This window comes from Mesorhizobium sp. P2_E10, from assembly GCF_056404235.1.
Map to the genome: position 1 here is coordinate 86,670 of NZ_JBFUEK010000011.1, position 25,927 is coordinate 112,596.

The window sequence follows — 25,927 nt, forward strand, 5'->3', positions numbered from 1 at the left end:
TTGTCTTTCAGAAAATCAGATGGTTTCACGCAGGTGGAACGACTTCGGCCGGGTCAGATTGTCGTAACCGATGGCCGACAGGGCCGCGCCCTTGCCGGTGTCCTTGACGCCGGTCCACACCAGCGCCGGATCGAGATAGTCGCAACGGTTCATGAACACGGTGCCGGTCTCGACGCGGTCGCCGATCGCCGCGGCATGGTCGGTGTCGCGCGTCCAGATCGAGGCCGTCAGCCCATAGGGGCTGTCGTTCATCAGCGCGATCGCCTCCTCGTCGTTGCGCACCTTCATGATGCCGACGATGGGTCCGAAGCTTTCTTCGCGCATGACGCTCATCTGGTGGTCGACTTGCGTCAGCACCTCCGGCGCCAGATAGGGCGAGCCTGCCTGGTCGTTGGCCACCTTCATGTTGATGTGCGCCTTGGCGCCCTTGCGCAGCGCCTCGGCTTTCTGCTCGCGGATCAGATCGGCGAAGCGTGCCTGCGCCATCGGCCCCATTGTGGTTGCCTGATCAAGCGGGTTGCCGACGACATAGTTCTTGGTCTCGGCGATGAAGCCTTCGACGAACTCGTCATAGACCCTCTCGTGGACATAGACGCGCTCGATGCCGCAGCAGCACTGGCCGGAATTGAAGAAGGCGCCGTCGACCAGATTGGCAACGGCATGGTCCATCTTGGCATCGGGCAGCACATAGGCCGGGTCCTTGCCGCCAAGCTCGAGGCCGAGCGTCATGAAGGTGCCGGCCGCCGCCCTTTCGATGGCGCGGCCGCCGCCGACCGAGCCGGTGAAATTGACATGGTCGATCTTGCCCGAACCGAGCAGCTTCTCGGTCTGGCTGTGGTCCAGGACGATGTTCTGGAACAGCCCCTTGGGCAGGCCGGCCTTGTCGAAAGCCTGCTGAAAACGTTCGCCGACCAAAAGCGTCTGCGCCGCATGCTTGAGGATGACGGCGCTGCCGGCCATCAATGCCGGCACGATGGTGTTGACGGCGGTGAGATACGGATAGTTCCACGGCGCGATCACCATGACCACGCCGAGCGGCACCTTCTTCACATAGCGGCGGAACCCGTCCTTCGGATTCGAGGCCAGAACCGGCTTGAGAGCGGCTTCCGCGATCTCGACCATGTAGTTGGTGCGTTCCTTGACCCCGCCGAACTCGCCGCCATAGCGCACCGGGCGGCCCATCTGCCAGGCGATCTCCGGCACGATTTCGTCGGTCATCGCGACCAGTGCTTCCAGCATAGCCAGCATATACTTGCCGCGCTCGACGACCGGTGTCAGCGCCCACTTCTCCTGCGCCGCCTTGGCCCGCTCGACGGCGGCGTTGATGGCCTGGTCGGTGGCGACAGGCCGTTCGGCATAGATCGAGCCATCGATGGGGGATTTTATCTTGACCGTTTCGGTCATTCTTTAAGTCCTCGCACTTTGTAACAATCGAAAATCATATGACTTGGCGCTGCCCCTCATCCGCCTGCCGGCACCTTCTCCCCGTATGGTGACGGGGGGAAGAATGGAGCTCCGGCATCGGCGCCCCTGTTGTCCACGGCGAGAGGGCAAGGGCGTTCAGGGCAAGCTTAGTACCGCTCAAACCCCCGGTGCAGTTCCCAATCCGTAATCCGGCGGTCGTATTCGAACTGCTCCCACTTTGCGGTGTGGACATAGTGTTCGAGCACGTCCTCGCCGAGCGCCTGCTTCAGCATCTTCGATTTCGCCAGCGTCTCGGTGGCGTCGCGCAGCGTCTTCGGGATCTCCGGCAGCCGCGACGCCTGATAGGCATCGCCGACGAAGGGCTTTTGCAGTTCGAGCTTTTCATCGATGCCGGCCAGGCCGGCGGCTATCAATGCTGCGAAAGCGAGATAGGGGTTGAGGTCGGCGCCGCCGATGCGGCATTCCATGCGGATGCCCTTGGTGCCCTCGCCGCACAGGCGAAAGCCGGCGGTGCGGTTGTCCTCGCTCCACATGATCTTGGTCGGCGCGAATGTGCCGGCCTGGAAGCGCTTGTAGGAGTTGATGTAGGGCGCCAGGAACCAGGTGAACTCCTTGGCGTATTTGAGCTGACCTGCTCCCCATTGCTGGCCAAGCGTCGACAGCGTCCAGTCCGCCTTCTTGTCGAAGAAAAGCGCCGTCTTGCCGTCGGCGCTCCACAGCGAATTGTGGATGTGGCTGGAATTGCCGGCCAACCCGTAATTGTACTTCGACATGAAGGAGATCGCCTTGCCTTCAGACTCGGCGATTTCCTTGGCGCCGTTCTTCAGGATGACGTGGCGGTCGGCCATCTCGAGCGCCTCGGCATAGCGCACATTGATCTCTTCCTGGCCCGGACCCCATTCGCCCTTGGAGTTCTCGATCGGGATGCCGGCCGCATCCATCTCATTGCGAAGCCGGCGCATGACGCCTTCTTCCTTGGTGGTGATGCCGATCTGGTAGTCGCCAATATAGGGCGAGGCCGTGTCGAGGCCCTGCCAATGCTTCTTGCGGGCGGAATCGTAGGTCTCGTTAAACAGATAGAATTCGAGCTCGGAGGCGAAATAGCCGATATAGCCGCGCTCCGTCAGCCGCTTGACCTGCTTCCTGAGGATCGCGCGCGGCGAATGTGGCAGGTCGTCATGGGTGTGATGGTCGAGCACGTCGCAGATCACCAGCGCGGTCTTTTCCAACCACGGAATGCGCCGCAGCGTCGCCAGGTCCGGCTTCATGACGAAATCGCCATAACCCTTCGACCAGCTCGCCGCCTTGTAGCCCGGGACCGGCTCCATATCGATGTCGGCTGCCAGCAGATAGTTGCAGCCATGCGTCTCGTCATGGGCGGAATCGACGAAATACTGGGCCAGGAAACGCTTTCCCGCCAGCCGGCCCTGCAGGTCGACTATACAGGCCAGCACCGTGTCGATCTCACCGCTGGAGACCGCTTTCTTCAACTGATCGAACGAGAAATTTCCGGCCATTCTTTTGGCACTCCAGCGCTTGGTCTTTTGAACGAGTTGAATGAAACCATGGCCGGCACGATGCCGGCCATGGCCATGATGAGTGATCTCAGTGGCCGGTTTCGCCGACCGCCTGTTCAGCGGCCTTGATGGCTGCCTGACGCGCCGCGATGATGTCGCCGAGCGGCGGGCCCTGGAAGCGATTGCGCTCGAAAGCGAACCAGATGATTGCCGTCAGGATGAAGAAGCCGACAGTGATGTAGAGCGCCCAATCGTTCGGCGGCTGGATGCCGATGATGAAGATCAGGATCATCGACAGGATCGACAACACGGCAAACAGCATGAAGATGCCGCGACCCATGTTCCACGGACCCATCTTGTCCCACTTCGGCGTTCCCCAGGCCAGCATGCCAAGCACGATCGGCACGGTGAAAGAGAGGAACAGGAAGATGACCGTACACGACACCACGATGGTGTAGGCCGAGGTACCGGCGACCGAAACCAGCGTCGAACCCCAGACGAACAGCACTGACAGGATGGATGCCGTCCAGATCGCCGCCACCGGCGTGCGATAGGTCGGGCTGACCTTGGCGAGTGCCGAAGAGCCCGGCAGGCCGCCGTCACGCGAGAACGCGAAGATCATGCGCGAAGCCGAGGTTACGGTGGCGAGGCCGCACAGCAGCTGCGCGATGAACACGACGAGATATACGAACTCCTTGAGACCGGGGCTGACGCGCTGGTCGAAAGCCCAGAAGAACACGTTCCAGCCCTGCTTGGCTGCATCGTCCATGTTTGGGATCATCAACACGAAGGCAGCTAGGAACAGGTAACCGAAGATTGCCGACCAGACGACCGACATCACCATCGCGCGCGGCACCGAAGAGGCCGCCTTGATGGTTTCCTCGGAGGTGTGCGCCGAAGCGTCGTAGCCGGTGATGGTGTAGATCGGCAGCAGCAGGCCGAGCGCGAATACCCAAGCGTTCGAGACGGACGGCCAGACGCTGGCGCCAGCCTCGCCGGAGTAGTTGTGGAATGTGAAGAGACGGCTGAAATCCCAGGTCTCGGCAGAGGCCAGGCAGACGACAGCGATCAGGATCGAGCCGAAGAAGATCAGGTAGCCCGAAAAGTCGGTCAGCTTTGCCGTCAGCTTGATGCCGAGATGGTTGATCAGTGCCTGGGCGCCGGTGATGATGACCAGGAAGATCATCTGATTGAGCAGCGTGCCTTCAATTCCGAGCGCCGGGCCAAAGGCGCCGACGAAGAACGTCCAGGTGCCAACATTGATGGCGCCGAGCACGGTGATCAGGCCGAGCAGGTTCAGCCAGGCCGTAACCCAGCCTGTGCCGCGATTGCCGAGGATCGAACCCCAGTGATAGAGGCCGCCGGCCGTCGGATAGGCCGAGCTGATCTGCGACATGGCGACCGCGAAAGTCAGCGAAACGAAGCAGCCGACCAGCCAGCCGATGCCGATGCCGATGCCACCGGCGCCGGAGGTTGCCTGGGCCAGCGAATTGATGCCGCCGGACAGGATGCAGATGATCGAGAAGGAAACGGCGAAATTCGAAAAGCGGCTAAGCCGCCGCTCCAGTTCCTGGGCATAGCCCATGCTGTGGAGGTGCTTTACGTCCTCCGCCTTGTCAACGTCTGTATAACCCGGTGCTGCCATTTGAAGTCCCCTGATTGTTGTTAGACGCCCGATCGACCTCAGCCGATCGGGCGATTGTGTTTGCATTACACCGTCTGGCCGACGGCCTTTTCTGCGGCCGCGATCTCCACCGCGCGGCGAGCAATGTCGGCGCCGATCGGCGGGCCCTTGAAGCGGCGCGATTCGATGCCGAACCACAGAACCACAAGCAGAATAATCAGGCCGACGGCATAGTTGATCAGGATGTCGAAAGGCGGCTGGATGCCAGCATACATCAGGACCAGAACACCAAGTACCGTGATGACGGCGAACGGCTTGGACCAGATGCCAAGACGGAATGGACCGAATTCGGTCCAGCTCTTGCCCTCCGCAAGCAGGCCGGCAGCTACTGGCATGGCGTAGGACACATAGAGGAACAATGCACAGCCGGCAGCCAGTGCGGCAAACGCCGGCGAGTACAATGTCGCTGCGACTGCGAGTACCGCTCCGAGCCAGATCGCCGCCACCGGCGTACGCCATGTCGGGCTGACAGTCTTCCACACCGACGAACCGGGCAGCCCGCCATCACGTGCAAAGGCAAAGATCATGCGCGAGGTCGACGTGAGCCCAGCCAGCGCGCAGATGAAGTTCGCCAGTACGATCGCGATGGCAATGATGCTCTTCAGCCAGAATGGTGCCGGCAGGTTGTTGAAGAGGTTGAACCAGGCATTGGCGCCATCCTTGGCCGTTGCCGCCAGATCGGGGCTGGCCAGCACGAACGAGACCGCCATGACCAAGCCGAAAACCAGCGACCACAGAACCGAATGGATCATGCCGCGAGGCACCGCCACGCGGGCATTGTGGGTCTCTTCGGACGTGTGGGCCGAAGCATCGAAGCCGGTGATCGTATAGAGCGGGTAGAGCAGGCCGATCAGGAAGGCGACGAGTGCCGTCCGTGCGGTGGGAACATAACCGGCGCCTGCATCACCGGTGTTGTTGACGAAGGTTGTGAGCCGCGAGAAATCCCAGCTTGCGCCCCAGATCAGGAACATCGCGGTCAACACGACGGCGACGACCAGAATGAGGTAGCCCGAGAAGTCCGTCAGTATGGTGGTGAGCTTGATGCCGAAGTGGTTGATCAGTGCCTGCGCGACCGTAATGATCACAACGCCGATCACCTGCTCCTGATACCCCCAGGGGGATACGTCGTGACCGAACACGCCGGCCCAGACAAGGTCCTTGAAGAGTGCATAGACACCGACATTGACCGAGGCGACGACGAAGACCAGCCCGAGCAGGTTGATCCAGGCCGTGGCCCAGCCCCAGCCGCGCCCGCCAAGAATTGACGACCAGTGGTAGAGGCCGCCGGCCGTTGGGTAGGCCGAGCCGATCTGGCCAAGGGACGCAGCGACGATAAGTGCAAAGACGCCACCGATTACCCAGCCTACAGTCGCCTCGAAGCCGCTTCCGGTCGCCATGGCCAGCGGGAAGGACGTGATGCCGCCCGCCAGAATGCAAATGATCGAAAAGGAAATTGCGAAGTTTGAGAAGCCGCTCATGCGGCGAGCCAGCTCCTGGGCATAGCCCATGCTATGGAGGGTTTTTACGTCCTCCGACCTCTCATGGTCTGATGTATCCGGTCCTGCCATTTTCGTCCCCTGTTGTTTCTAGCTGGCCGATTGAACTGACTTTCCGACTGCGCTTGTTCGAGAGCCCTTGGCCTCCTCGGGCTCCAGATCCAGAAAAATGCCTGTGAGCAGATCCGCCCATTTCCGCTGCCCGGTCTCGCCGGAGATTTCGTCATTGCGGATTTCGATCATCGCGCAGGCAAGGCCGCGCGAGCGCGCATGGCGCTCCAGTGTGAAATAGACCCGGTCGGCCGGCGAATAAGGCTCGTTGACGCCGACGGTGACGCCGGCGAGCCGCTTGAGCGCGGCGATCAGCGGCGACGCCAATCGGCGATCCTCGTCATGGATGATACCGATGTGCCAGGGCCGGTTTTTGCCCTTGTAGATCGGGGTAAAGGAATGGACCGAAACCAGCCGGGTTTCCCGACCGCGCGCCAGTCTAGCGTCGACGATATTTGCGACCGCGTCATGGAAGGGCTGCCACGACAAGGCGATGCGCTGGGCGCGCTGCTTTTCCGAGAGACCAGTATTGCCGGGTATTGCGGTGGTTTCGCTGACCGGCGGCACCAGGTCGGGCGCGTCGAGCGGGCGGTTGCAGTCGATGACCAGGCGCGAAATACGCGTTTCGACCAGCGTCGCATCGAGCGCCTCGGCCATGCGGTGGGCAACCGGCAGCGCGCCAGGATCCCAGGCGATGTGACGGGTAAGGTCTTCAGCAGGAAGGCCGAGCGTTCCGAATTCCGGCGGCAGGAAATTGGAGGCATGGTCGCAGGTCAGCACGAATGGGCTCGATCCACCCGGGTTCGTCACCCTGACGGAGTTTGACGATGCAAGGCTGGCGGGCCGTGCTGTCTCCATTGTCTGTCGTCCCCTGGGGAGCGCTGTATCGTATGTTACGTATTTTGCCTCATTGCGTCCCTGTGGATGATTTCATACAGTTTGACCGGCTTTGTCAAATGCGAATTCGGGAAAGCAGTGTCGGCCAGGCCAAGGGTGGGGAAAACATGATTTCCAGCATTGCCGAACTGATCTCGGACCGCATCGGCACGATGCCGGCAAGCGAACGGCGCGCCGCGCAAACGCTGATTGCCAACTATCCGCTGATCGGCCTGAAGACGGTCGCCGAATTCTCGGCTGCGGCCGGCGTATCCTCGCCGACCATCCTGCGTTTCGTCGCCCGGCTCGGCTTCCAGAACTACCCGGAGTTCCAGTCGGCCCTGCAGGACGAACTGGCGGCGCAATTGCAATCGCCGGCTATTCGGACGCTCAATCCACAGTCGCAGGGCGGCGGCCCGGTATCGCCGATGCTGGAAGCAACACTCGACAATATGCGCGAGACGTTCAGGCACCTGTCCGACAAGCAACTGGCCGACATCGTCGCCAAGCTTGCCGACCGGCGCGGCAAGACCTTCCTGATCGGCGGCCGCTTCACCGATCCGCTGGCGCGCTACATGGCCGCTCATCTCGCCATCGTCCAGCCCAATGTCTTCCACCTCGCCGGACAGGAAAGCGTCTGGCGCGACCGGCTGATCGACATGGGCAAGCGCGACGTGCTGGTGATCTTCGACATCCGGCGCTACCAGGACAGCCTGGTCCGTCTTGCCGAAACGGCGCACCAGCGCGGTGTGCAGATCGTGCTGTTCACCGACCAATGGCTGTCGCCGATCGCCCGCTTCGCTCGCCATGTCATCGCAGGGCGCACCGCCGTGCCGTCAGCCTGGGACTCCTCAGCAGCGCTTTTCGTCGTTGTCGAAACGCTGATCGGCGCCGTCACCAGACAGCTCGAGGCCGATGGCGCCAAACGCATCCGCGAACTGGAAAGCCTGCGATAACGAGGCAACCCGCTGACTATGGCTTGATGAACACCTTGCCATTGGGCTTGGCCAGTTCTGCCGGCACTTTCGCCATCGCATCAGTCAGCGGCACCACGGCCGTCACGTCGGTCGACCAGCGGCCGTCGGAAAACCGCTTCTGCGCCTCCAGGATCGCCGGACCGCGGCGGTCGCGGAACTGGCGCATCCATTCGCTCAGCCAGAAGCCCTCAATATGCTTGTGCTGGAAAATCAGCTGGCCGGGCTCGCGGATGACCGTCGTGTCTGCATCGAGCTTGCCATAGATGATCCAGCGCGAGCGCTTCGGCATGGCATTGAAGATGTTCGAGGCCAGCGGCCCGGTCACCGCGTCGAGGAAGATGCGCGGTTGCTCGGCTTTGATCACCTCGCGTAGCGTCGCCTCGAAATCCGGCGCCTTCTCGTTCAGCACATGCGCCGCGCCGATCTCCTTCAGCGGCGGGATCTGCTCGTCGCGCCGCACGGTGACGATCGGCCTGTATCCCTCCTCCTTGGCAAGGCCTGCGATCAGCTTGCACAGCTGGCTGGCGCCGGCGGTCATGATGAAGGCCTTCTCGCCCTCCTGCTTGACGATGTCGAACATGGCGATGGCGGTGATCGGGTTGACGATCATCGCCGCGCCGTCCTCGTCTTTCACCGTGTCGAGAAGCGGGATGCAGGCTGCGGCTTCCGCAACCGCGTAGTCGGCCCACGCGCCCCAGTTCGACAGGCCGGTGGCGAAAGCGATGCGCTTGCCTGCAAGGCTCTTGGAGTAAGGCTCGTCTCCGGTCGCCGCGACGGTTCCAACACCCTCGAAACCGGCTGGCCGGCCCTTGACGCGCGGCTGACCGTACTGACCCTTGATGAAGGCGACATCGGACGGATTGATCGCGGCGAGGCTGACCTTGATCAGCACCTGGCTAGGCCCCGGCGTCGGCACCGCGACCGTGCCTTGTTCGAGATAAGGCTCCATTGCCTCCAGCACGCTGCCGCTCGGCGTCTTGGTGTAGCCGTCGCCGACCAACAGCAACGCTTTCATCTCGGAGGGGATGGCCATCGGGATACTCCTTGGTTACCGCCAGAACACCGCAACGCGGCCAGCTGAGCCGTCGCTCAGACCTTTTCCTGCGTGTATTTCTTCAGCTCGGTCCGCGCCACCTGCCGGCGATGCACGGCGTCCGGCCCATCGGCTAGGCGCAGCGTGCGCAAATGCGTCCAAGAGCGCGCCAGTGGCGTGTCCTGGCTGATGCCTTGCGCGCCGAACATCTGCACCGCCTCGTCGGTAACCCTCAGCGCGACGCGCGGCGCGATCACCTTGATCTGGCTGATCCACGGCGCGGCAGCCCGCGCATCGCCCTGATCGATCATCCACGCCGCCTTGAGGCAGAGCAGCCGCGCCATCTCGATCTCCATGCGGCATTCGGCGATGATGTCGAAATTGGCGCCGAGCTTGGCCAGAGGCTGGCCGAACGCTTCGCGGCGAACGGAGCGCTGGCACAGCATCTCCAGTGCCATCTCGGCCTGGCCGATGGCGCGCATGCAGTGGTGGATGCGGCCGGGCCCAAGCCGCCCTTGCGCGATCTCGAAACCCCTGCCCTCGCCGAGGATCAGGTTCGCGGCCGGCACCCGCACATTGTCGAACCTCAGATGCATATGGCCGTGCGGCGCGTCGTCGTCGCCATAGACCTGCATCGCCCGAACCTTGGTCACGCCCTTTGCGTCGGAAGGCACCAGGACCATCGAATGCCGGCGGTGCTGCGGCTCGCCGTCGCCGCCAGTCCGGACCATGACGATGTAGATGGCGCAGCGCGGATCGCCGGCGCCTGACGCCCACCATTTCTCGCCGTTCAGCACATAGTCGTCGCCCTGCCGCTCGCAGCGCATGGCGATGTTGGTGGCGTCGGAGGAGGCGACATCCGGCTCGGTCATCAGATAGGCCGAGCGGATCTGTCCCTCAAGCAGCGGCTCCAGCCACGCCTTCTTGTGGTCCACTGAACCGTAGCGTTCCAGCACCTCCATATTGCCGGTGTCGGGCGCCGAGCAATTGAAGGTCTCGGCGCCAAGATGCGCCTTGCCCATCTCTTCGGCGAGGTAGGCGTATTCGACGGTGGAGAGGCCGTAGCCGCGCTCCGAGCCGGTCAGCCAGAAATTCCACAGGCCGCGCTCTTTCGCGGTCTTCTTCAGCCCTTCGAGGATTTCGGTCTGGCGCGCAGTGTAGACCCAGCGGTCGCCATCCTTGCCGATTTCGGCCAGGAATTCCTCGCCCAGCGGCATGATTTCGTCGCGAACCATCGCCGTGACGCGCGCGTGGATCGGCTTTAGCCGCTCGGTCATGCCGAGATTCATCTCCGCCATCGGTCTCTAACCCTTTCACGCATCTGGGCACTTTACCCGTGGCAAGGATGACCGTACTTCGGGTAGCCTTGTCAACGCGAGCCCTTTCGCCCCGAGGGGAGAGGCGCGGAGGAACTGCGATGAGCTATCTGGACGAGCTTTTTTCGGTTGCCGGCAAGACCGCGCTGGTCACCGGGGCCGCAACCGGCATCGGCCGCATGGCGGCAACTGCGCTGGTCAAAGCCGGCGCCACGGTGATGATCGCCTCGCGCAAGGGCGAGGATTGCATCAAGGTCGCCGAAGAATTGAATAGGCTTGGCAGCCCCGGCCGGGCGGAAGGCTTTGCCGGCGACGTCTCCAGCGAGGCTGGGATCGCGGCCCTCGTCGCCGAGGTCAAGGCACGCACCGAAAAACTGCACATCCTGATCAACAATGCCGGCGTTTCCTGGGGCGCGCCGCTGGAAACCTTCCCCTACCCTGCCTGGGCAAAAGTGTTCGGCGTCAACGTCACCGCCGTCTTCCATCTCACGCGCGAATTGCTGCCGCTGCTCGACGCCGCCGCCAGCGATGCCGATCCGGCACGGGTGATCAATCTGGGTTCGGTGATGGGCACCCAGCCGCTCGCCGAAGACGCCTATTCCTACACCGCCTCCAAGGCGGCGGTGCACCATCTGACGCGCACGCTGGCAATCGAGTTCGCCGCCCGCCGCATCACCGTCAACGCTTTCGCCCCGGGGCCTTTCCAGAGCCGGATGACCGCTTTTGCCACCGGCAGCGAGGAACAGGCCAGACATGTCGGCGGCCATGTTCCGATCGGCCGTATCGGCGCGCCGGATGACATTGCCGGCGCAACGCTCTATTTGTGCAGCCGTGCTGGCAGCTATGTCACCGGCGCCATCCTGCCGATCGATGGCGGGCAGTCGGTGCAGCATGGGCTGACGCTGTTCAAGGAATGATACAACCGACCGGAACGCCGGCGGCTGAAGTGGAGGACATCGCAGTGGAACCGATCAGTCTCGATGTGCTTCTGGCCAGTGTCGGCAAGGAAGTCGGCGTGTCGCCGTGGCGGGTGGTCTCGCAGCGCATGATCGACCAGTTCGCCGACGCCACCGACGATCACCAGTTCATCCATTGCGATCCCGAGCGCGCCAGGCTGGAGACGCCGTTCGGCGGCACCATCGCCCACGGCTTCCTGTCGCTGTCGCTGTTGTCGGCGATGACCTTCGAGACCATGCCGCCGCTCGAAAACGGCAAGATGGGCGTCAACCACGGCTTCGATTCGCTGCGCTTCCTGGCGCCGGTAAAGACCGGCGCGCGCATCCGCACCCGCTTCGTGCTCGCCGACGTCAAGGTCCGGCCGTCGGGCTGGGTGCAGACAGCGCATGACGTGACCATCGAGATCGAGGGTTCGAAGAAGCCGGCGCTGACGGCGCGCTGGCTGACGCTGACGCTGATCGAGCGCCAGCCTGAGACCGCATGAGCGGCAGCGACCCGAACGCGCTCGACCAGGCAGCGCTTGCGCCTTACCTCGAGGCGGAAATCCCCGGTTTTGCCGGACTTCGTTCGATCGAAAAGTTCAAATCCGGACAGTCGAACCCGACCTATCTGCTGACGGCGGCAAGTGGCCGCTATGTGCTACGCGCCAAACCACCGGGCCAGTTGCTGAAGTCCGCCCATCAGGTCGATCGCGAATTCCGGGTAATGAAGGCGCTTGCCGGCACAGCGGTGCCCGTGCCCGACATGCTGCATCTCTCGAACGAAGACTCGCCGATCGGCCGCATGTTCTATGTCATGGCCTTCGTCGATGGCCGCATCTTCTGGGACCCGGCGCTGCCGGAGGCCTCCGGCAATGATGAACGCGCCGCCATCTACGATGCCATGAACGCGACGCTTGCCGCCTTGCACGATGTCGACGTCGAAGCAGCCGGGCTCGGCGATTTCGGCCGCCCGGGGAATTATTTCGAACGCCAGCTGACGCGCTGGACCAGCCAGTACCGCGCCGCCGAAACCGGGGACGTTGCCGACATGGATCGGCTGATTGCCTGGCTGGAGACGCACATGCCGGCAGATGACGGTCTGGTCTCGCTGGTGCATGGTGACTACCGGCTGGACAATATGATGTTCGCCCCCACTGAGCCGAAAGTATTGGCGGTGCTCGACTGGGAACTGTCGACATCGGGCCACCCCTTCGCCGACATCGCCTATCAGTGCATGCAGTGGCGCCTGCCGCATGCGTCAGGCTTTCGCGGCCTTGACGGCATCAACCGTGCCGCCCTCGGCCTGCCCTCCGAGGAAGCCTACGTCGCCGCCTATTGCCAACGCCGCGGGCTGGCCGGCATCGGCAACTGGACCTTCTTCCTCGCCTTCTCCTTCTTCCGGCTGGCTGCCATCTGCCAGGGTGTCTACAAGCGCGCTTTGGATGGCAACGCCTCCAATCCGGACAAGGCCAAAACCTATGGCGAGGCGGTCAAGCTGCTCGCCGGTCTCGCGGTGAAACTGATCGACAAGGAGACGTGATGGGCCGTTTTGACGGAGCAACGGTGCTGATCACCGGCGCCGCCGGCGGCCTCGGTCGCGGCGCGGCAAAAGGTTTTGCTGCTGAAGGCGCGCGGCTGATCCTTTCCGACGTGGATCACGCTACGCTGGAAAGCCTCGCTGCCACGCTCAGTACGGAGACGGCGATCCTGCCCGGCAACATCGCCGACGAAGCGGTGTCGGAAGCGCTGGTGGCACTGGCGGTCGAAAAGTTCGGCAGACTGGATGTCGCCGTCAACAATGCCGGCATCGTCCAGAGCTTGGTGCGCCTGCCGCAACTGGCCTCGGATGAGGCGCGCCGCGTCCTGGAGATCGACCTGCTTGGCGTCTTCTACGCCATGAAGCACCAGATCCCGCAAATGGAGCGGCAGTTCAGGGCGACCGGCAAGGGCGGCGCCATCGTCAACATCGCTTCGGTCGCCGGGCTGGTCGGCGCCCCGAAACTCTCGGTCTATGCCGCCGCCAAGCATGGCGTCGTCGGCCTGACCAAATCGGCGGCGGCCGAATACGCCACCAAGGGCGTGCGCATCAACGCCATCTGCCCGGCGCACACAAGAACGGCAATGGTCGACGGCTTCGTGCGCATGTCCGGCGCGCCGGAAGCCGAGGCGCTGGCCGAGTTGACGCGCGGCGTGCCGATGAAGCGGGTCGGCGAAGTCGACGAGATCGTCACCGCCATCCTGTTTGCCGCGGACCCCGCCAATTCCTTCATGACCGGCCATGCGCTGGCGGTGGACGGCGGCGTCGGCGCGATCTGACGCATGCCGCATGGGAACTTCCCGCGCCCTTGTCCGTTTTCGTACAGCGTATATAATTTGGCCAGGCACCAACCAACCAAAGGCACAGACATTGCCGCTGAGTGTCCAGAAACGCCGCGAGAAACAAAAGGCCGAACTGCGCTCGGAGCTTGTCGAGGCGGCCCACAAGCTGGTGCAGGAAGAAGGCTATGAAGGCCTGACCATCCGCAAGCTGGCAAAGCGCGTTGGCTATGCACCGATGTCGGTCTATTCCTACTTCGCCGACAAGCAGGACATTCTTTTCGCGCTGGCCGAGGATGCTTTCGAGACCCTCGCCAAACGCATCGAGGCGCACCCGTCCGACGATCCGATCGAGGCGTTGCAAGCGGTGATGACCGAGTATGCCGCCTTTGGGCTCGGCAATCCCAACGAATACCGCACCGTGTTCATGACCGAGAAGACCAAGCTGCCGGAAGGCAGGAGCTACGAGGACATGGAAGAAGGCAACCCGGCGATGAAGGTGCTGATCTCAAGGGTCGAGGCCTGTGTCGCCGCCGGCAAATTGCAAGGCGACCCGCGTGCCATCGCCACCATGTTGTGGGCAGTCGGCCACGGTACGATCTCGCTGCTGATCACCTTTCCGTTTTACCCCTTCGGCGATCCGCAGGCTTTCGTGAAGCGGATGTGCGATTTCACGCTGGCCACGCTCAGCACGCAAAACGTGACGCCACTGACCGAGACGCCCGTCAACTGCTGAACGGCCTTTCGTCTCCCTATTTCCTCGCCAACCTCCCAGCCAAACCAAGGGCGAGTTTCTTGGTTAACAAAAAATTTATCGTACGCGTACGATTTCGGCTTGAACTTCGCGATCTGCAGGCGTATCTGTACGTCACACCGTACATGTACGGAAGAGAATTCAACGGTCGAAAACGGAGACTGACGATGAAAACGACAATCCTCACCCTCGCCGCAGTACTGGCATTCTCGGGCGCCGCTTTCGCCGGCACGAGCCAGCCAAGCAAGCACGTACCCGCTGCTGTCTGCGTCGACACCAAGACCAATGTGAAGCTCGATTGCAGCGCGACCGGCTCGGTCGAAAAGTCCGACGCCAAGGCCGACAGCAAGGGCCCGCGGCTCGGCATCGAGATCAATCCGTGGATCGTGCCCAGCTCGTTCTGAGCCGACCCGGTAGCCCGACCACGAACGGCACAACGACAAAGGGCGGCAGGATATCCTGGCCGCCGTTTTCCTAACCGTTTCGGCCCGCTCCGCTGCAGCCCGCTGGGATCTATTTCTTGGGTTTCTTCATTCCCGCCACGACCTTGGCCTTGCCGGGTCTTGCTGGCGCACCGGAAATGGACGTTGCGGTGATCGACACCGGATCGCTGGCCGGAAACGTATCCTCGAGACCTTCCTCGAGTTCCTCCTCGGCACTCACTTCGTGATGCTGCTCATGTTCGAGCGAGCGGACGGCCGGCGTCTTCTTGGCCGGTGATTTCGGCGCGGATTTCGACGGCATCGGCCTTCTCCCTCGACTTGCTGACGCAGAACGATCCTGCGCGGCAGACGTTCCCGGAGCAATCCGAAGGGATTGCGCTACGCCGCCGCGTCGACTGCCGCCTCCGACAGGAAAGTAAAGACATAATCGGAGAAAGAACGCCAGCATTCGACCCGGAAGGCGTCGGTTGCGGTGCGCAACAGCACGATCTCGACCTTGCCCAGAATGGTGCGCGAGCACGCGCCCACCGGAAACGCTTCGAGCGACAGATCCTGCGGACAGCCGGCATTGACGGTCGTAGCGGCGGCCGGGCCGGTGACCGATATGGCGATATTGCGGTGCGAGATTCCGACCGCCGAATGCAGCGCGCCAACCTTGGCGCAATCGGCGAGCGGGTCTTTTCCGGCCTCGTCGATGACCAGCCATTCGTCAGGACCGAGCCACAAAGCCGTACGCCCGGCCTTTGTCGCCGAGGTCTTTGGCTTCTGTGGCACGGTCACGCCGAGCGCCTTCGACAGGGCTGCAAGCGAAGCCTCCGGCGCGCGCAGCGAAATCCGCTCCGCCGGCGGCAGGATAGCCAGCTTGACGCCGGTGGCGGAAAGCTCCTGACCGGCGAGCGCGGCGCGGCGTTCAACCGAAGCCGTGGCAGTGGATGTGGTCTTCGCAGCAGCCTTAGCCATTGAGGCGCCCTCCCGTCTCGTCGAAGAACACCATGCCGGTGACCTCCACCTCGATGACGCCGTTCGGCATCGGCACATAGAGCGTGTCGCCCATCCGGTCGCGGCCGCCGGCGACCAGCGCCAGCGCGATCGAGCGGCCGCAATTTTCCGACCAGTAGCTGGAGGTGACGTGGCCGATCATCTTCATCGGGATCGCCTGCTTCGGATCCTCGACGATCTGGGCGCCCTCTTCCAGCACCACTTTCGGATCCTTAGTCTTCAGGCCGACAAGCTGCTTACGGCCCTTGGCGACCAGATCCGGCCGCGCCATGCCACGGATGCCGACGAAGTCGGTCTTCTTCTTGCCGACCGCCCAGTCGAGCCCGGCATCGTTCGGCGTCACCGTGCCGTCGGTGTCCTGGCCGACGATGATGTAGCCCTTTTCGGCGCGCAGCACGTGCATGGATTCGGTGCCGTAGGCGGCCGCACCATGCTTCTGGCCTTCGGCCCACAGCGCTTCCCAGACCGCCTGGCCGTAGTCGGCCGGGACGTTGACCTCAAAACCGCGCTCGCCGGTGAACGACATGCGGAACAGCCTTGTCGGCACGCCGCAGATCTTGCCCTCGCGCACCGACATATGCGGCAGCGCCTCGTCCGACATGTCGATGCCTTCGACCAGCGGCGCGATGATGTCGCGCGACTTCGGCCCCTGCACCGCGATGACCGCCCACTGCTCGGTGATCGAGGTCAGCCAGACGTTGAGATGCGGGAATTCGGTCTGGAGATAATCCTCCATGTGGTTCATCACGCGCGGCGCCCCGCCAGTCGTCGTCGTCACATGGAAACGATCCGGCGCCAGTCGGCCGACGACGCCGTCATCATAGATGAAACCGTCCTCGCGCAGCATGATGCCGTAGCGGCAGCGGCCGGGCTCGAGCTTCTCCCACGGATTGGTGTAGAGCAGTTCCATGAATTTGGCCGCATCCGGCCCGACCACCTCGATCTTGCCCAGCGTCGAGGCATCGAACAGGCCGGCCGTCTTGCGCACGGTGACGCATTCACGGTCGACGGCGGCATGCATGTCCTCGCCGCCCTTTGGGAAATACCAGGCGCGCTTCCATTGGCCGACATCCTCGAACACGGCGCCCTGGGCTGCCGCCCAGGGATGGATCGCCGTCTTGCGGGTTGGATCGAACAGCGGACCCCGCGCGTGGCCGATGATGGCCCCGAAGGTCACCGGCGTGTAGGGCGCCCGGAACGTCGTCAGGCCGACCTCAGGGATCGCCTTGCCCAGCGTCTCGGCGGCAATCGCCAGCCCGTGCATGTTGGAGGTCTTGCCCTGGTCGGTCGCCATGCCGTTGGTGGTGAAGCGCTTGACGTGCTCGATCGAGCGCATGCCTTCATGCACCGCCTGGCGGATGTCCTTGGCGGTGACGTCGTTCTGGAAATCGACAAAGGCTTTCACAGTCGTATCCGGCCCGGCGCCGGGTGCAGCGCCCAGCATGCCGCGCGACCAGCTCTCCGAGGCGTCGACCTTCGGCTTCGTACCCTTTGCGGTTTTCGCACCGGCATCCTTCGCCGCCTTGGCGCCGGCCGCATAAGCCTCGTCGATCGTCGCCGACAGCCCGTCCGTGCCGTTGCAGGCGCCGACCGAGACGCAATCCTGCGCATAAATTCCAGGCACGAAGCGCTTGGTCTCGTCGTTGAAGGCGACCTTGCCGCGTGACTGCGAGAACAGATGCACCGACGGCGTCCAGCCGGCCGACATCAGGATCGCGTCGACCGCAATGGTGCGCTCGCCGCCGCCATTCTTCGGCTGCACGGTCATCGACGACACCCGCAATTTGCCGCCGGCACGGATCACCGCGCGGCCGAAATTGACCTCGATGCCGAGCGCCCTTGCTGCGTCGATCACCGGTCCTGTCGGATTGTCACGCAGGTCGACAATGGCCGCCACATTGACGCCGGCCTTCTTCAGGTCGATCGCCGCCGCGTAAGCCGAGTCATTGGCCGTGTAGACGCCGACATTTCTGCCGACCGCGACGCCGTAGTGGTTGAGATAGGTGCGTGCGGCGGACGCCAGCATGATGCCCGGCCGGTCATTGTCGGCAAACACCATGTGGCGCTCGATGGCACCGGTCGCCAGCACGACGCGCCTGGCGCGAACCTGCCAAAGCCGCTCGCGCGGCAGGTCGCGGCCAGGGTTTTGCAGATGGTCGCTGACGCGCTCGACCAGACCGACGAAATTCTGCGCGTAGTAGCCAAAGGCGGTCGTGCGCGACAGCACGCGGACATTGTCCATCGCCCTGAGTTTGGCCACCGTGGCTTGCGACCAGGCATAGCCATCCTGGCCGTCGATCTTGGCGCCGGACTCGAAACGCAGGCTGCCACCGAAATCCGCCTGTTCGTCGGCAAGAATGACGCGCGCGCCGGTCTCGGCTGCGGCGAGCGCCGCGGCAATGCCTGCAGCGCCGCCGCCCACCACCAGCACATCGCAATGCGCAAAGCGGGCGGAGTAGTGGTCGGGATCCGGCTTGTCGGGCGCGACGCCGAGACCGGCCGCGGCCCGGATCTTGGGTTCGTAGAGGTTCTTCCAGGCCGCCTTCGGCCACATGAAGGTCTTGTAGTAGAAGCCGGCCGAAAACAGCGGCGAGGCAATGTCGTTGACCGCGCCAACGTCAAAGGCCAGCGACGGCCAGCGGTTCTGCGAGCTCGCGTCGAGCCCCTCATACAGTTCCTGCACGGTGGCGCGGATGTTCGGCGCCTTGCGCGCCGCATCGCGCTTGATCTCGACCAGCGCGTTCGGCTCTTCGGCACCGGCGGACAGGAAGCCGCGCGGCCGGTGGTATTTGAACGAACGTCCCACGAGATGGACGCCATTGGCGAGCAACGCCGAGGCCAGCGTGTCGCCTTCGATGCCGGTGTAGGCCTGGCCGTCGAAGCTGAAGCGGGCGGTCTTGGCCTGCTGGAAGCGGCCGGCGCCGGGAATGCGGAACGCGCCGCTCATTTGGCAACTCCCGGCAGCTTTGACGGCTTCGGTTCGCCGGCCTTGTAGGTCAAAAGGAACTTGTCGGTGACGGTGTCGCGCACGGCGTTGAAGAACCGGGCGCAGCCATGCATGTGCCGCCAGCGCTCATAGATGATGCCTTTGGGATTGGAGCGGATGAAGAAGAACTTCTCGAAATCGTCATCGCTCTCGCCGGCCATGTTGGCCGAGCGCGCAATATGCGCTTCGCCGGCGTTGCGGAACTCGAGCTCCGGACGCTCTTCCTCGCAGTAGGGGCAGCGGATGAGAAGCATTCTATTTCGTTCCTACAATTCGCCGTGGCCGATGGCCGGTTGATTGCAAAGCCTGCGGTGCTCAGTGCGCCACCGCCGCCGCCGCCGCCTCGTCGATGAGACGGCCGGTGCGGAAGCGCTCGATGGTGAAGGGCGCGTTGATCGGGTGCGGATCGTCCTTGGCGATGGTGTGGGCAAAGACGTGGCCCGAGCCCGGCGTCGCCTTGAAGCCGCCCGTCCCCCAGCCGCAGTTGACGTAGAGGCCTGATACCGGGGTCTTGGCCAGGATCGGCGAGCGGTCGGGCGTCACGTCGACGATGCCGCCCCACGAGCGCAGCATCTTCATGCGCGTGAACATCGGGAACATCTCGCAGATGGCATCGAGCGTGTGCTGGAGAATGTGCAGGCCGCCGGTCTGCGAATAGGAGACATACTGGTCGGTGCCGGCGCCGATCACCAGTTCGCCCTTGTCGGACTGCGAGATATAGGCGTGCACCGTGTTCGACATCACCACGCACGGGAATACCGGCTTGACCGGCTCCGACACCAGCGCCTGCAGCGGATAGCTTTCCAGCGGCATGCGCACGCCGGCCATGTTCATGATGACAGAGGAGTGGCCTGCGGCAACCACGCCGACCTTCTTGGCGCCGATGAAGCCGCGCGTCGTGTCGACGCCCATGACCGCGCCGTTCGGCGCCCGCTTGACCCCTGTGACCTCGCAATTCTGGATGATGTGGACGCCGCGCGCCGAAGCGCCGCGCGCATAGCCCCAGGCGACCGCATCGTGGCGGGCGGTGCCGCCGCGGCGCTGCAGGGCAGCACCCACCACCGGATAGCGCGCGTCCTTGGAGATGTTGAGCGGCGGGCAGAATTCCTTCGCCGCTTCCGGCGATAACCACTCATTGTCGATGCCGTTCAGCCGGTTGGCATGGACGTGGCGCTTCAGCACCTGGATGTCGTGGACGTTGTGGGCCAACATCATGACGCCGCGCGGCGAATACATGACGTTGTAGTTGAGCTCCTGGCTGAGCCCGTCCCACAGCTTCAGCGCGTGATCGTAGATGCCGGCGCTCTCGTCATAGAGGTAGTTGGAGCGGATGATGGTGGTGTTGCGGCCGGTGTTGCCGCCGCCGAGCCAGCCCTTTTCCAGCACCGCGACATTGGTGATGCCGTGCACCGTGGCGAGATAATAGGCTGTCGCCAGCCCATGGCCGCCGGCGCCGACGATGATGACGTCGTATTCCTTCTTCGGCTCCGGCGAGGACCACTGTTCCTCCCAGCCTTTATGGCCGCGCATGGCCTCGCGGGCGATGGCGAATACCGAATATTTTTTCACGTTCCAGCCTCGCGCCAAAGGTCTCGCGGATTGCCGCCGGGCATTCGTTCAGGCTCCGGCGCGCGAGGTGTATCACTAGCGAAACAGCGCTGCCACCCTTGCGCTGTTTGCGACGGCGCTTGCCGTTTTGCGCCGCGACCAAAATGACGCATCTAGGGCTGGCCGATGTGACTGCCTTTCGCCACTATCCCTCCGGTTCAAGGATTCGGAGGACGAGTTGGGTAACGCCTGGTGGAATCTGACGTTGCGCTTTTTGATGGAGCTTGCCGCTTTGCTCGGCCTCGGCATGGCGGGCTGGAGCCTTTCAGGCGGATGGTGGCGCTGGTTCCTCGCCTTGGCCGTGCCGCTTGTCGCGGCCGCGCTCTGGGGAACCTTTGCCGTGCTCAACGATCCAAGCCGATCCGGCCAGGCTCCCGTCCCGGTTCCGGGCGCGGTGCGGCTGGTACTGGAACTCGTCATCCTGTTCGGCGGCGCGGCCAGTTTCTATCTGACCGGCCACACGACCACGGGCATCATCATGGCTCTGCTGATTGCCATCAGCTACGCGTTTTCGCTCGATCGGCTCGGCTGGCTGCTGAAGCAATAGTCGTGTCGGGACCGACTTTGCAGGTAACGGGTGGCTCGCGCGGCCCCTATTTGCGACCAAGCATCCAATCGCCGGCGAAGCTGGCGCGAACAAAAGGATGCAGAAAAATGCTCGCACTCGCCAACAAGGTCGCCATCGTCACCGGCGCCAGTTCCGGCATCGGCCGCGCCACGGCAAAGCTCTTTGCCGAGGAAGGCGCCAGGATCATCGTCGCTGCCCGCCGCCAGGCGGAGCTTGGCGCCCTCGTCGCCGAAATCGAGGATGCCGACGGCACCGCAATCGCCCTTGCCGGCGATGTCACCGACGAAGCCTATGCAAAAGCTCTCGTCGAGCTGGCCGTCGGCCGGTTCGGCGGGCTCGATATCGCCTTCAACAATGTCGGCTCGGTCGGCGCGATGGGTCCCATTTCGGAATTGTCGCTCAAAGGCTGGCAAGAAACGCTCGACACCAATTTGACCAGCGCCTTCCTCGGCGCGAAGTATCAGGTGCCGGCAATGGTCGAACGTGGCGGCGGCTCGCTGATCTTCACCTCGACCTTTGTCGGCCACACGGTCGGCATGCCGGGCATGACCAGCTATGCCGCCAGCAAGGCCGGACTGATCGGATTGACGCAGGTGCTCGCCGCCGAATATGGCCCCAAGGGCGTGCGGGTCAACGCCCTGATGCCGGGCGGCACCGACACGCCGGCAAGCATCACCAACGCTCCGGATGCCGGTCCCGAGGTGCTGGCTTTCGTCGAGGGCCTGCATGCGCTGAAGCGCATTGCGCGGCCCGAAGAGATCGCCCGCTCGGCGCTCTATCTCGCTTCTGACGCGTCGAGCTTCACCACCGGAACGGCACTGTTTGCCGACGGCGGCGTCTCGATCAACCGGACGTGAAGGGTTTTGCGGCCAACGCACCCGCGCGCAGGCCACAATGTCTCAAAACCGGCCTTGCTTTTTCGATGCGATTTGGCGATTCCGTCTGTCTTCGAAGACTTCTGTTCGAAGACGGGCGGGAACCATGCTGCTGATCAGAACCTATGTTGCTGCGAGTGCAATCGAAGGCGTCGGCGTGTTCGCCGCCGACCCGATCAGCAAGGGGGCGTCGATCTGGCGGCTCGATCCGGACTTCGACCGGCTGATCCCGATGGAAAGATATGAAGCAGCACCCGCGCATCTCAGGGAATTGCTCGACAGATATGCCTATCCAAGCCCCGACCGGCCTGGCTTCATGGTCTATGAGGTCGACAATGGGCGCTTCATGAACCATGCCGACAGGCCGAACACGGATTTTTCGCAGTATGGCGGAGCCATCGCGACCCGCGACATCGCGGCGGGTGAGGAAATTACCTGCGACTACGGCGAATTCTTCGAGGGTTTCGAAGAGCTTCACCTAGCTACGGCTTAAGTTGACCGCCTATCATGGCACCAGCGCCGCTTTGGCCGCTGACCTGCATTTCGACTGTGGACAGCGCAGCCTGATTCTGCTATCAGCCGCCACAATTCGTGGTGTAAACCGCCGCGGAGGCTAGTGGCTATGGCCGCTTGCCTGTTGATATCAAACCCGAAAGACAGGATTGCCCGTGCAGGTACTCGTCCGCGACAACAATGTTGATCAGGCGCTTCGCGCGCTCAAGAAAAAGATGCAGCGCGAAGGCATTTTCCGCGAAATGAAGATGCGCGGACATTACGAGAAGCCTTCCGAGAAGCGCGCCCGTGAAAAGGCCGAGGCCGTCCGCCGCGCCCGCAAGCTGGCCCGCAAGCGTGCCCAGCGCGAAGGTCTGCTGCCGATGACGCCGCGCCCCGTGGCGGCTGGTGCTGCCGGCGGTCCTGGTGGCGCGCCGCGTCCGCCGCGGTTCTGACGCCAATTTTTCGTCCTTTTTGAAGGATATCCAAGGTGGCGCGATGCGGAATCGCCGCCACCTTTTTGTTTTGACGTGTGACCCGGCCCGGAGGGGGGGACCCGGACCGAGCGACGCGAGTGAAGTGAGGACAGGGCAGACATGAACGCAATCAGCGTAGAGCGCAGGACTGCATTGCGCGGTTTCGCCCTGACGGCAGCCCTGATTTCCGGGTTGGCGCTCGCCGGCTGCCAGACGGCCCCGACCGGCGAATTCAACAACATCGACAAGGCGCAGGGCTCGACCGAGAACATCTCCTCGCTGTCGGCCGTGATCCAGCGCAGCCCCCAGGATCCGGAAGGCTACAATGTGCGCGGCTCGGCTTATGGCCGCGGCGGCCAGTATCAAGCGGCGCTGAACGACTTCGACACCGCCATTCAGCTCAATCCGAATTTCTACCAGGCCTATTCGAACCGCGCCCTCATCCAGCGCTTCCTCGGCAATCAGGCGGCGGCCCTTGCCGACTACAACCGCTCGATCCAGATCAATTCGAATTATGACGCCGCCTATATCGGCCGCGGCAATCTCTATCGCAAGGCAGGCAAGACTCAGGACGCCTTCAACGATTTCCAGAAGGCGATCCAGCTCGACACCACCGATGCGCGCGCCTACCACAATCGCGGCCTGATCTATCAGAGCCAGGGCCAGCATGCCTTCGCCATCGAGGATTTCTCGACCGCCATCTCGCTGGCGCCGGACGCCGCCGAACCCTACAACGGCCGCGGCCTTTCCTACCTCGCCATGAACGACGAGGACAACGCCTTCGCCGACTTCAATATGGCCATCAAGCTCGACGGCAAGAATGCCGAGGCCTGGGCCAACCAGGCGCTGGTCTATGAGCGGCGCGGCGACAAGGTCAAGGCGTCGAAGGCCTATCGCGAGGCGGTCCATCTCGACCCGACCTATCAGCCGGCCAAGGACGGCCTGTCGCGCACTGCCAGCGCCGCCGCCGGCTGATACCAGCCGGCGCGATGCCTGCCGTCACCAGCGACGGCTTTTTTCAACAGTGTTCCATTCCTGATCCGGCTCGCCGCAAAGCGCGCCGCGCAGCAAAATCGCAACCTTTGCGTGCCAAGGTAGAAGGCAAATCGGCGAAGGTCGGCATCAGCACCTGCGGGACGCGAGTGGCATGGCGATGGATGAGAACGACATCAAGCAACAGATCGCCTGGCTTGAAAATGCCTCGCCCGATGATTGGCACCGGGCCGTGCTGGACTTCAACTGGGACTGGGACATCGACCCGCTGTTCTGGATCGCGCGCCAGCCGGAATGCGACAAGGCCACGGCGCTGACCATGTTCTGGCTGGGGCAGCCAGCCTTTTACCTCATCCTGACCGTGGAGAACGGCGGATCGGACAATAACCAGGACCCGATCTGGGAGATGCTGAAGTTCATTGCCCGTCGCATCAACGCCAATGGCTATGTCCGTTCGAAAATCGCCTACGACGTCGATGATCTCACGCGCCAGGACTTTGACGAGCTGGTTGAGCAAGCAAATCAGCTGGCCCATCCGCCGCTGAAGCCGCATTCGGATATGCATCGCGCCATTCGTGGGCGGCGGATCGTCAACGATATCGACTTCTACCGGCGCTATCCCCAGGATTTCCATGGCACGGTGCTGATCGACCTGCCGGACCAAGGCCCCCTGGACAAGGCCTGGTCGGCGCTTGGGCGTCTGTGGCGCCACTGAGCGCTCCGACCACCACCGTCACCCCATCTTAACCACCGAAGGCAAAGCGTTAACCCTTGCCTTGATCGCGCCAAGTTTTCGGCGGAACGCTCCGGGCCATTCAACCGTTGTTGAAAGCAATTTACGAAAGGACCTGTCCCATGATCAAGAAACTCTGCTGTGCTGCAGCGCTCGCCGCCACCGCTCTTGCCACTCCCGTCAACGCCGGCACGCTCCGGCTGGGCACGCTCGATTGCACCATAGATGGCGGCGTCGGCTACATTGTCACGTCGAACAAGGGCGTCGCCTGCACCTTCCGCCCCTATCATCATGGACCGGCCGAACAGTATACGGGGATGATCTCCAAGCTCGGCGTCGATGTCGGCCAGACACATCAGGGCCAGCTGGCGTGGGCGGTTCTGGCCGCCACCCGCAGCCATGACGAGGGCGACCTTGCCGGCCACTATTACGGCGTCAATGCCGAGGCCAGCGTGGTGACCGGCGGCGGTGCCAACCTTCTCGTCGGCGGCCTGGACAGTGCCTTCATGCTGGAGCCGCTCAGCGTGCAGGCGCAGACCGGCGTCAACCTGGCGGTCGCCGTGACCTCGCTGGAACTGATCCACTCGTTCAAGTAAGCAGATTTCGCCTCTCTACGCGCGGCGCGGAACAGGATACTGTTTCGCGCCGCATGCTTTTGGGGGAACCGCCGTGCTCAAGACTATTATCGCCGCCACAATCATTGCCGCCGCACTTGCCGGACAGGCTCATGCGCAGGATCAGGGCATCGAGCTCGGCACGCTCGATTGCGCCATCGGCGGCGGCACCGGTTTCATCTTCGGCTCGACCAAGGATCTGAGCTGCACCTTCACCCCTGCCGACAAGAGCTTCGCGCCGGAAGCCTATTTCGGCGTCGTCAACAAATACGGCCTCGATATCGGCACGACCAAGCAGACGGTGATGCAGTGGCTGGTGCTGACGCCGCTGAAGAACATCTATGCACCGGGCGCGCTGGCCGGCGACTATGTCGGCGCCAGCGCCGAAGTGACGGCAGCGGTCGGCGCCGGCGCCAATCTCTTGGTCGGCGGCTCCTCGCAGGCCTTCACGCTGCAGCCGCTCAGCCTGCAGACGCAGACCGGCATGAACATCGCCATCGGCGTCAGCCAGTTCCAGCTGCGCAGTACGGCGAATTGACGCCTCGTCATCCACGGGCGAAGCAGCCGCGAAGCGGCGTCGCGGAGACGCGAGGATGACGAAGTTGAGATGCTCTCTACCAATCGCGAACGTCTCACAAAAAAAGTCGCTTGAACTCAACCACGGTTGAGGTTTTAGAAGCCTGCCCTGACTGAAGCAGCGCGTATGGCCCCGCCGGAAATCCTCACTGGCTTCTGGTGCCATGCGACGACATAGAGA

Annotated in this window: 27 protein-coding genes; 15 read left to right on the plus strand and 12 right to left on the minus strand. The window is 63.2% G+C overall.

What is annotated here, in order from left to right:
- Nucleotides 1-15: 15 nt before the first annotated feature.
- The 5 genes from AC1D0N_RS24475 to AC1D0N_RS24495 all read right to left on the minus strand — a co-directional run bounded on the left by AC1D0N_RS24475 (nucleotide 16) and on the right by AC1D0N_RS24495 (nucleotide 7,031).
- Nucleotides 16-1,404 carry an aldehyde dehydrogenase family protein gene (locus AC1D0N_RS24475; protein WP_477248512.1) on the minus strand — a complete coding sequence of 463 codons (1,389 nt, stop codon included), beginning with the start codon at nucleotides 1,402-1,404 and terminating at the stop codon, nucleotides 16-18.
- 167 nt (nucleotides 1,405-1,571) lie between these two features.
- Entirely contained in the window at nucleotides 1,572-2,942 is a 1,371-nt protein-coding gene (locus AC1D0N_RS24480) for a glutamine synthetase family protein (RefSeq protein ID WP_477248514.1), read from the minus strand.
- Nucleotides 2,943-3,030: 88 nt separating this feature from the next.
- Nucleotides 3,031-4,587 carry an amino acid permease gene (locus AC1D0N_RS24485; RefSeq protein WP_477248516.1) on the minus strand — a complete coding sequence of 519 codons (1,557 nt, stop codon included), beginning with the start codon at nucleotides 4,585-4,587 and terminating at the stop codon, nucleotides 3,031-3,033.
- Nucleotides 4,588-4,652: 65 nt separating this feature from the next.
- On the minus strand, nucleotides 4,653-6,194 hold the full coding sequence (locus tag AC1D0N_RS24490; protein WP_477248518.1) for an amino acid permease: 1,542 nt from the start codon (nucleotides 6,192-6,194) through the stop codon (nucleotides 4,653-4,655).
- Between the two features lie 18 nt (nucleotides 6,195-6,212).
- A complete protein-coding gene (locus AC1D0N_RS24495) occupies nucleotides 6,213-7,031 on the minus strand; it encodes an N-formylglutamate amidohydrolase (protein ID WP_477248519.1) in 819 nt (272 codons plus the stop codon).
- 146 nt (nucleotides 7,032-7,177) lie between these two features.
- Between AC1D0N_RS24495 and AC1D0N_RS24500 the strand changes: the two genes are divergently transcribed.
- Nucleotides 7,178-8,005 (plus strand): MurR/RpiR family transcriptional regulator, encoded by an 828-nt coding sequence (locus tag AC1D0N_RS24500; RefSeq protein ID WP_477248593.1) that lies wholly within the window; start codon nucleotides 7,178-7,180, stop codon nucleotides 8,003-8,005.
- Nucleotides 8,006-8,021: 16 nt separating this feature from the next.
- Here AC1D0N_RS24500 and AC1D0N_RS24505 read toward each other — a convergent pair whose 3' ends face one another.
- Both AC1D0N_RS24505 and AC1D0N_RS24510 read right to left on the minus strand, forming a co-directional pair.
- Nucleotides 8,022-9,059, minus strand: a complete 1,038-nt coding sequence (locus tag AC1D0N_RS24505) for a zinc-binding dehydrogenase (protein WP_477248521.1) — start codon at nucleotides 9,057-9,059, stop codon at nucleotides 8,022-8,024.
- A 56-nt stretch (nucleotides 9,060-9,115) separates the two neighbouring features.
- Nucleotides 9,116-10,357: an acyl-CoA dehydrogenase family protein gene (locus AC1D0N_RS24510; RefSeq protein ID WP_477248523.1), complete on the minus strand. Its 1,242-nt coding sequence runs from the start codon at nucleotides 10,355-10,357 to the stop codon at nucleotides 9,116-9,118.
- A 119-nt stretch (nucleotides 10,358-10,476) separates the two neighbouring features.
- Between AC1D0N_RS24510 and AC1D0N_RS24515 the strand changes: the two genes are divergently transcribed.
- From AC1D0N_RS24515 to AC1D0N_RS24540, 6 genes are all read left to right on the plus strand, one after another.
- Nucleotides 10,477-11,292 (plus strand): SDR family oxidoreductase, encoded by an 816-nt coding sequence (locus AC1D0N_RS24515; RefSeq protein ID WP_477248525.1) that lies wholly within the window; start codon nucleotides 10,477-10,479, stop codon nucleotides 11,290-11,292.
- Nucleotides 11,289-11,816 carry a MaoC family dehydratase gene (locus AC1D0N_RS24520; RefSeq protein ID WP_477248527.1) on the plus strand — a complete coding sequence of 176 codons (528 nt, stop codon included), beginning with the start codon at nucleotides 11,289-11,291 and terminating at the stop codon, nucleotides 11,814-11,816. The genes AC1D0N_RS24515 and AC1D0N_RS24520 overlap by 4 nt, the downstream gene beginning before the upstream one ends.
- Nucleotides 11,813-12,853, plus strand: coding sequence for a phosphotransferase family protein (locus tag AC1D0N_RS24525; protein ID WP_477248529.1), 1,041 nt, complete (start codon nucleotides 11,813-11,815; stop codon nucleotides 12,851-12,853). The genes AC1D0N_RS24520 and AC1D0N_RS24525 overlap by 4 nt, the downstream gene beginning before the upstream one ends.
- Nucleotides 12,853-13,629: an SDR family NAD(P)-dependent oxidoreductase gene (locus AC1D0N_RS24530; protein ID WP_477248531.1), complete on the plus strand. Its 777-nt coding sequence runs from the start codon at nucleotides 12,853-12,855 to the stop codon at nucleotides 13,627-13,629. Before AC1D0N_RS24525 ends, AC1D0N_RS24530 begins: the two co-directional genes overlap by 1 nt.
- A 91-nt stretch (nucleotides 13,630-13,720) precedes the next feature.
- Complete coding sequence (locus AC1D0N_RS24535) at nucleotides 13,721-14,365, plus strand: TetR/AcrR family transcriptional regulator (protein ID WP_477248533.1); 645 nt, start codon at nucleotides 13,721-13,723, stop codon at nucleotides 14,363-14,365.
- Nucleotides 14,366-14,550: 185 nt separating this feature from the next.
- Nucleotides 14,551-14,787 (plus strand): DUF680 domain-containing protein, encoded by a 237-nt coding sequence (locus AC1D0N_RS24540; protein ID WP_477248535.1) that lies wholly within the window; start codon nucleotides 14,551-14,553, stop codon nucleotides 14,785-14,787.
- Between the two features lie 109 nt (nucleotides 14,788-14,896).
- Here AC1D0N_RS24540 and AC1D0N_RS24545 read toward each other — a convergent pair whose 3' ends face one another.
- From AC1D0N_RS24545 to AC1D0N_RS24565, 5 genes are all read right to left on the minus strand, one after another.
- Nucleotides 14,897-15,127 (minus strand): hypothetical protein, encoded by a 231-nt coding sequence (locus AC1D0N_RS24545; RefSeq protein ID WP_477248537.1) that lies wholly within the window; start codon nucleotides 15,125-15,127, stop codon nucleotides 14,897-14,899.
- Between the two features lie 77 nt (nucleotides 15,128-15,204).
- Nucleotides 15,205-15,786 (minus strand): sarcosine oxidase subunit gamma, encoded by a 582-nt coding sequence (locus AC1D0N_RS24550; RefSeq protein WP_477248539.1) that lies wholly within the window; start codon nucleotides 15,784-15,786, stop codon nucleotides 15,205-15,207.
- Nucleotides 15,779-18,772 (minus strand): sarcosine oxidase subunit alpha, encoded by a 2,994-nt coding sequence (locus AC1D0N_RS24555; protein WP_477248541.1) that lies wholly within the window; start codon nucleotides 18,770-18,772, stop codon nucleotides 15,779-15,781. Before AC1D0N_RS24555 ends, AC1D0N_RS24550 begins: the two co-directional genes overlap by 8 nt.
- Nucleotides 18,769-19,065, minus strand: coding sequence for a sarcosine oxidase subunit delta (locus AC1D0N_RS24560; RefSeq protein ID WP_477248543.1), 297 nt, complete (start codon nucleotides 19,063-19,065; stop codon nucleotides 18,769-18,771). The genes AC1D0N_RS24555 and AC1D0N_RS24560 overlap by 4 nt, the downstream gene beginning before the upstream one ends.
- Before the next feature lie 61 nt (nucleotides 19,066-19,126).
- The gene (locus tag AC1D0N_RS24565; protein ID WP_477248545.1) at nucleotides 19,127-20,380 is read right to left on the minus strand and encodes a sarcosine oxidase subunit beta; all 1,254 of its coding nucleotides are present in this window, start codon (nucleotides 20,378-20,380) and stop codon (nucleotides 19,127-19,129) included.
- Nucleotides 20,381-20,597: 217 nt separating this feature from the next.
- On the opposite strand from AC1D0N_RS24565, the gene AC1D0N_RS24570 reads away from it, so the two are divergent.
- The 8 genes from AC1D0N_RS24570 to AC1D0N_RS24605 all read left to right on the plus strand — a co-directional run bounded on the left by AC1D0N_RS24570 (nucleotide 20,598) and on the right by AC1D0N_RS24605 (nucleotide 25,708).
- Nucleotides 20,598-20,966 (plus strand): YrdB family protein, encoded by a 369-nt coding sequence (locus AC1D0N_RS24570; protein ID WP_477248547.1) that lies wholly within the window; start codon nucleotides 20,598-20,600, stop codon nucleotides 20,964-20,966.
- Nucleotides 20,967-21,073: 107 nt separating this feature from the next.
- A complete protein-coding gene (locus tag AC1D0N_RS24575) occupies nucleotides 21,074-21,844 on the plus strand; it encodes an SDR family oxidoreductase (RefSeq protein WP_477248549.1) in 771 nt (256 codons plus the stop codon).
- 124 nt (nucleotides 21,845-21,968) lie between these two features.
- Complete coding sequence (locus AC1D0N_RS24580; RefSeq protein WP_477248551.1) at nucleotides 21,969-22,355, plus strand: SET domain-containing protein; 387 nt, start codon at nucleotides 21,969-21,971, stop codon at nucleotides 22,353-22,355.
- Nucleotides 22,356-22,530: 175 nt separating this feature from the next.
- Nucleotides 22,531-22,809, plus strand: a complete 279-nt coding sequence (rpsU, locus tag AC1D0N_RS24585; protein WP_023671138.1) for a 30S ribosomal protein S21 — start codon at nucleotides 22,531-22,533, stop codon at nucleotides 22,807-22,809.
- Between the two features lie 141 nt (nucleotides 22,810-22,950).
- On the plus strand, nucleotides 22,951-23,805 hold the full coding sequence (locus AC1D0N_RS24590) for a tetratricopeptide repeat protein (RefSeq protein ID WP_477248553.1): 855 nt from the start codon (nucleotides 22,951-22,953) through the stop codon (nucleotides 23,803-23,805).
- 172 nt (nucleotides 23,806-23,977) lie between these two features.
- Complete coding sequence (locus AC1D0N_RS24595; RefSeq protein ID WP_477248555.1) at nucleotides 23,978-24,538, plus strand: DUF4274 domain-containing protein; 561 nt, start codon at nucleotides 23,978-23,980, stop codon at nucleotides 24,536-24,538.
- 140 nt (nucleotides 24,539-24,678) lie between these two features.
- The gene (locus AC1D0N_RS24600) at nucleotides 24,679-25,152 is read left to right on the plus strand and encodes a DUF992 domain-containing protein (RefSeq protein WP_477248557.1); all 474 of its coding nucleotides are present in this window, start codon (nucleotides 24,679-24,681) and stop codon (nucleotides 25,150-25,152) included.
- A 73-nt stretch (nucleotides 25,153-25,225) separates the two neighbouring features.
- Nucleotides 25,226-25,708 (plus strand): DUF992 domain-containing protein, encoded by a 483-nt coding sequence (locus AC1D0N_RS24605; protein WP_477248559.1) that lies wholly within the window; start codon nucleotides 25,226-25,228, stop codon nucleotides 25,706-25,708.
- Nucleotides 25,709-25,927: the final 219 nt, after the last annotated feature.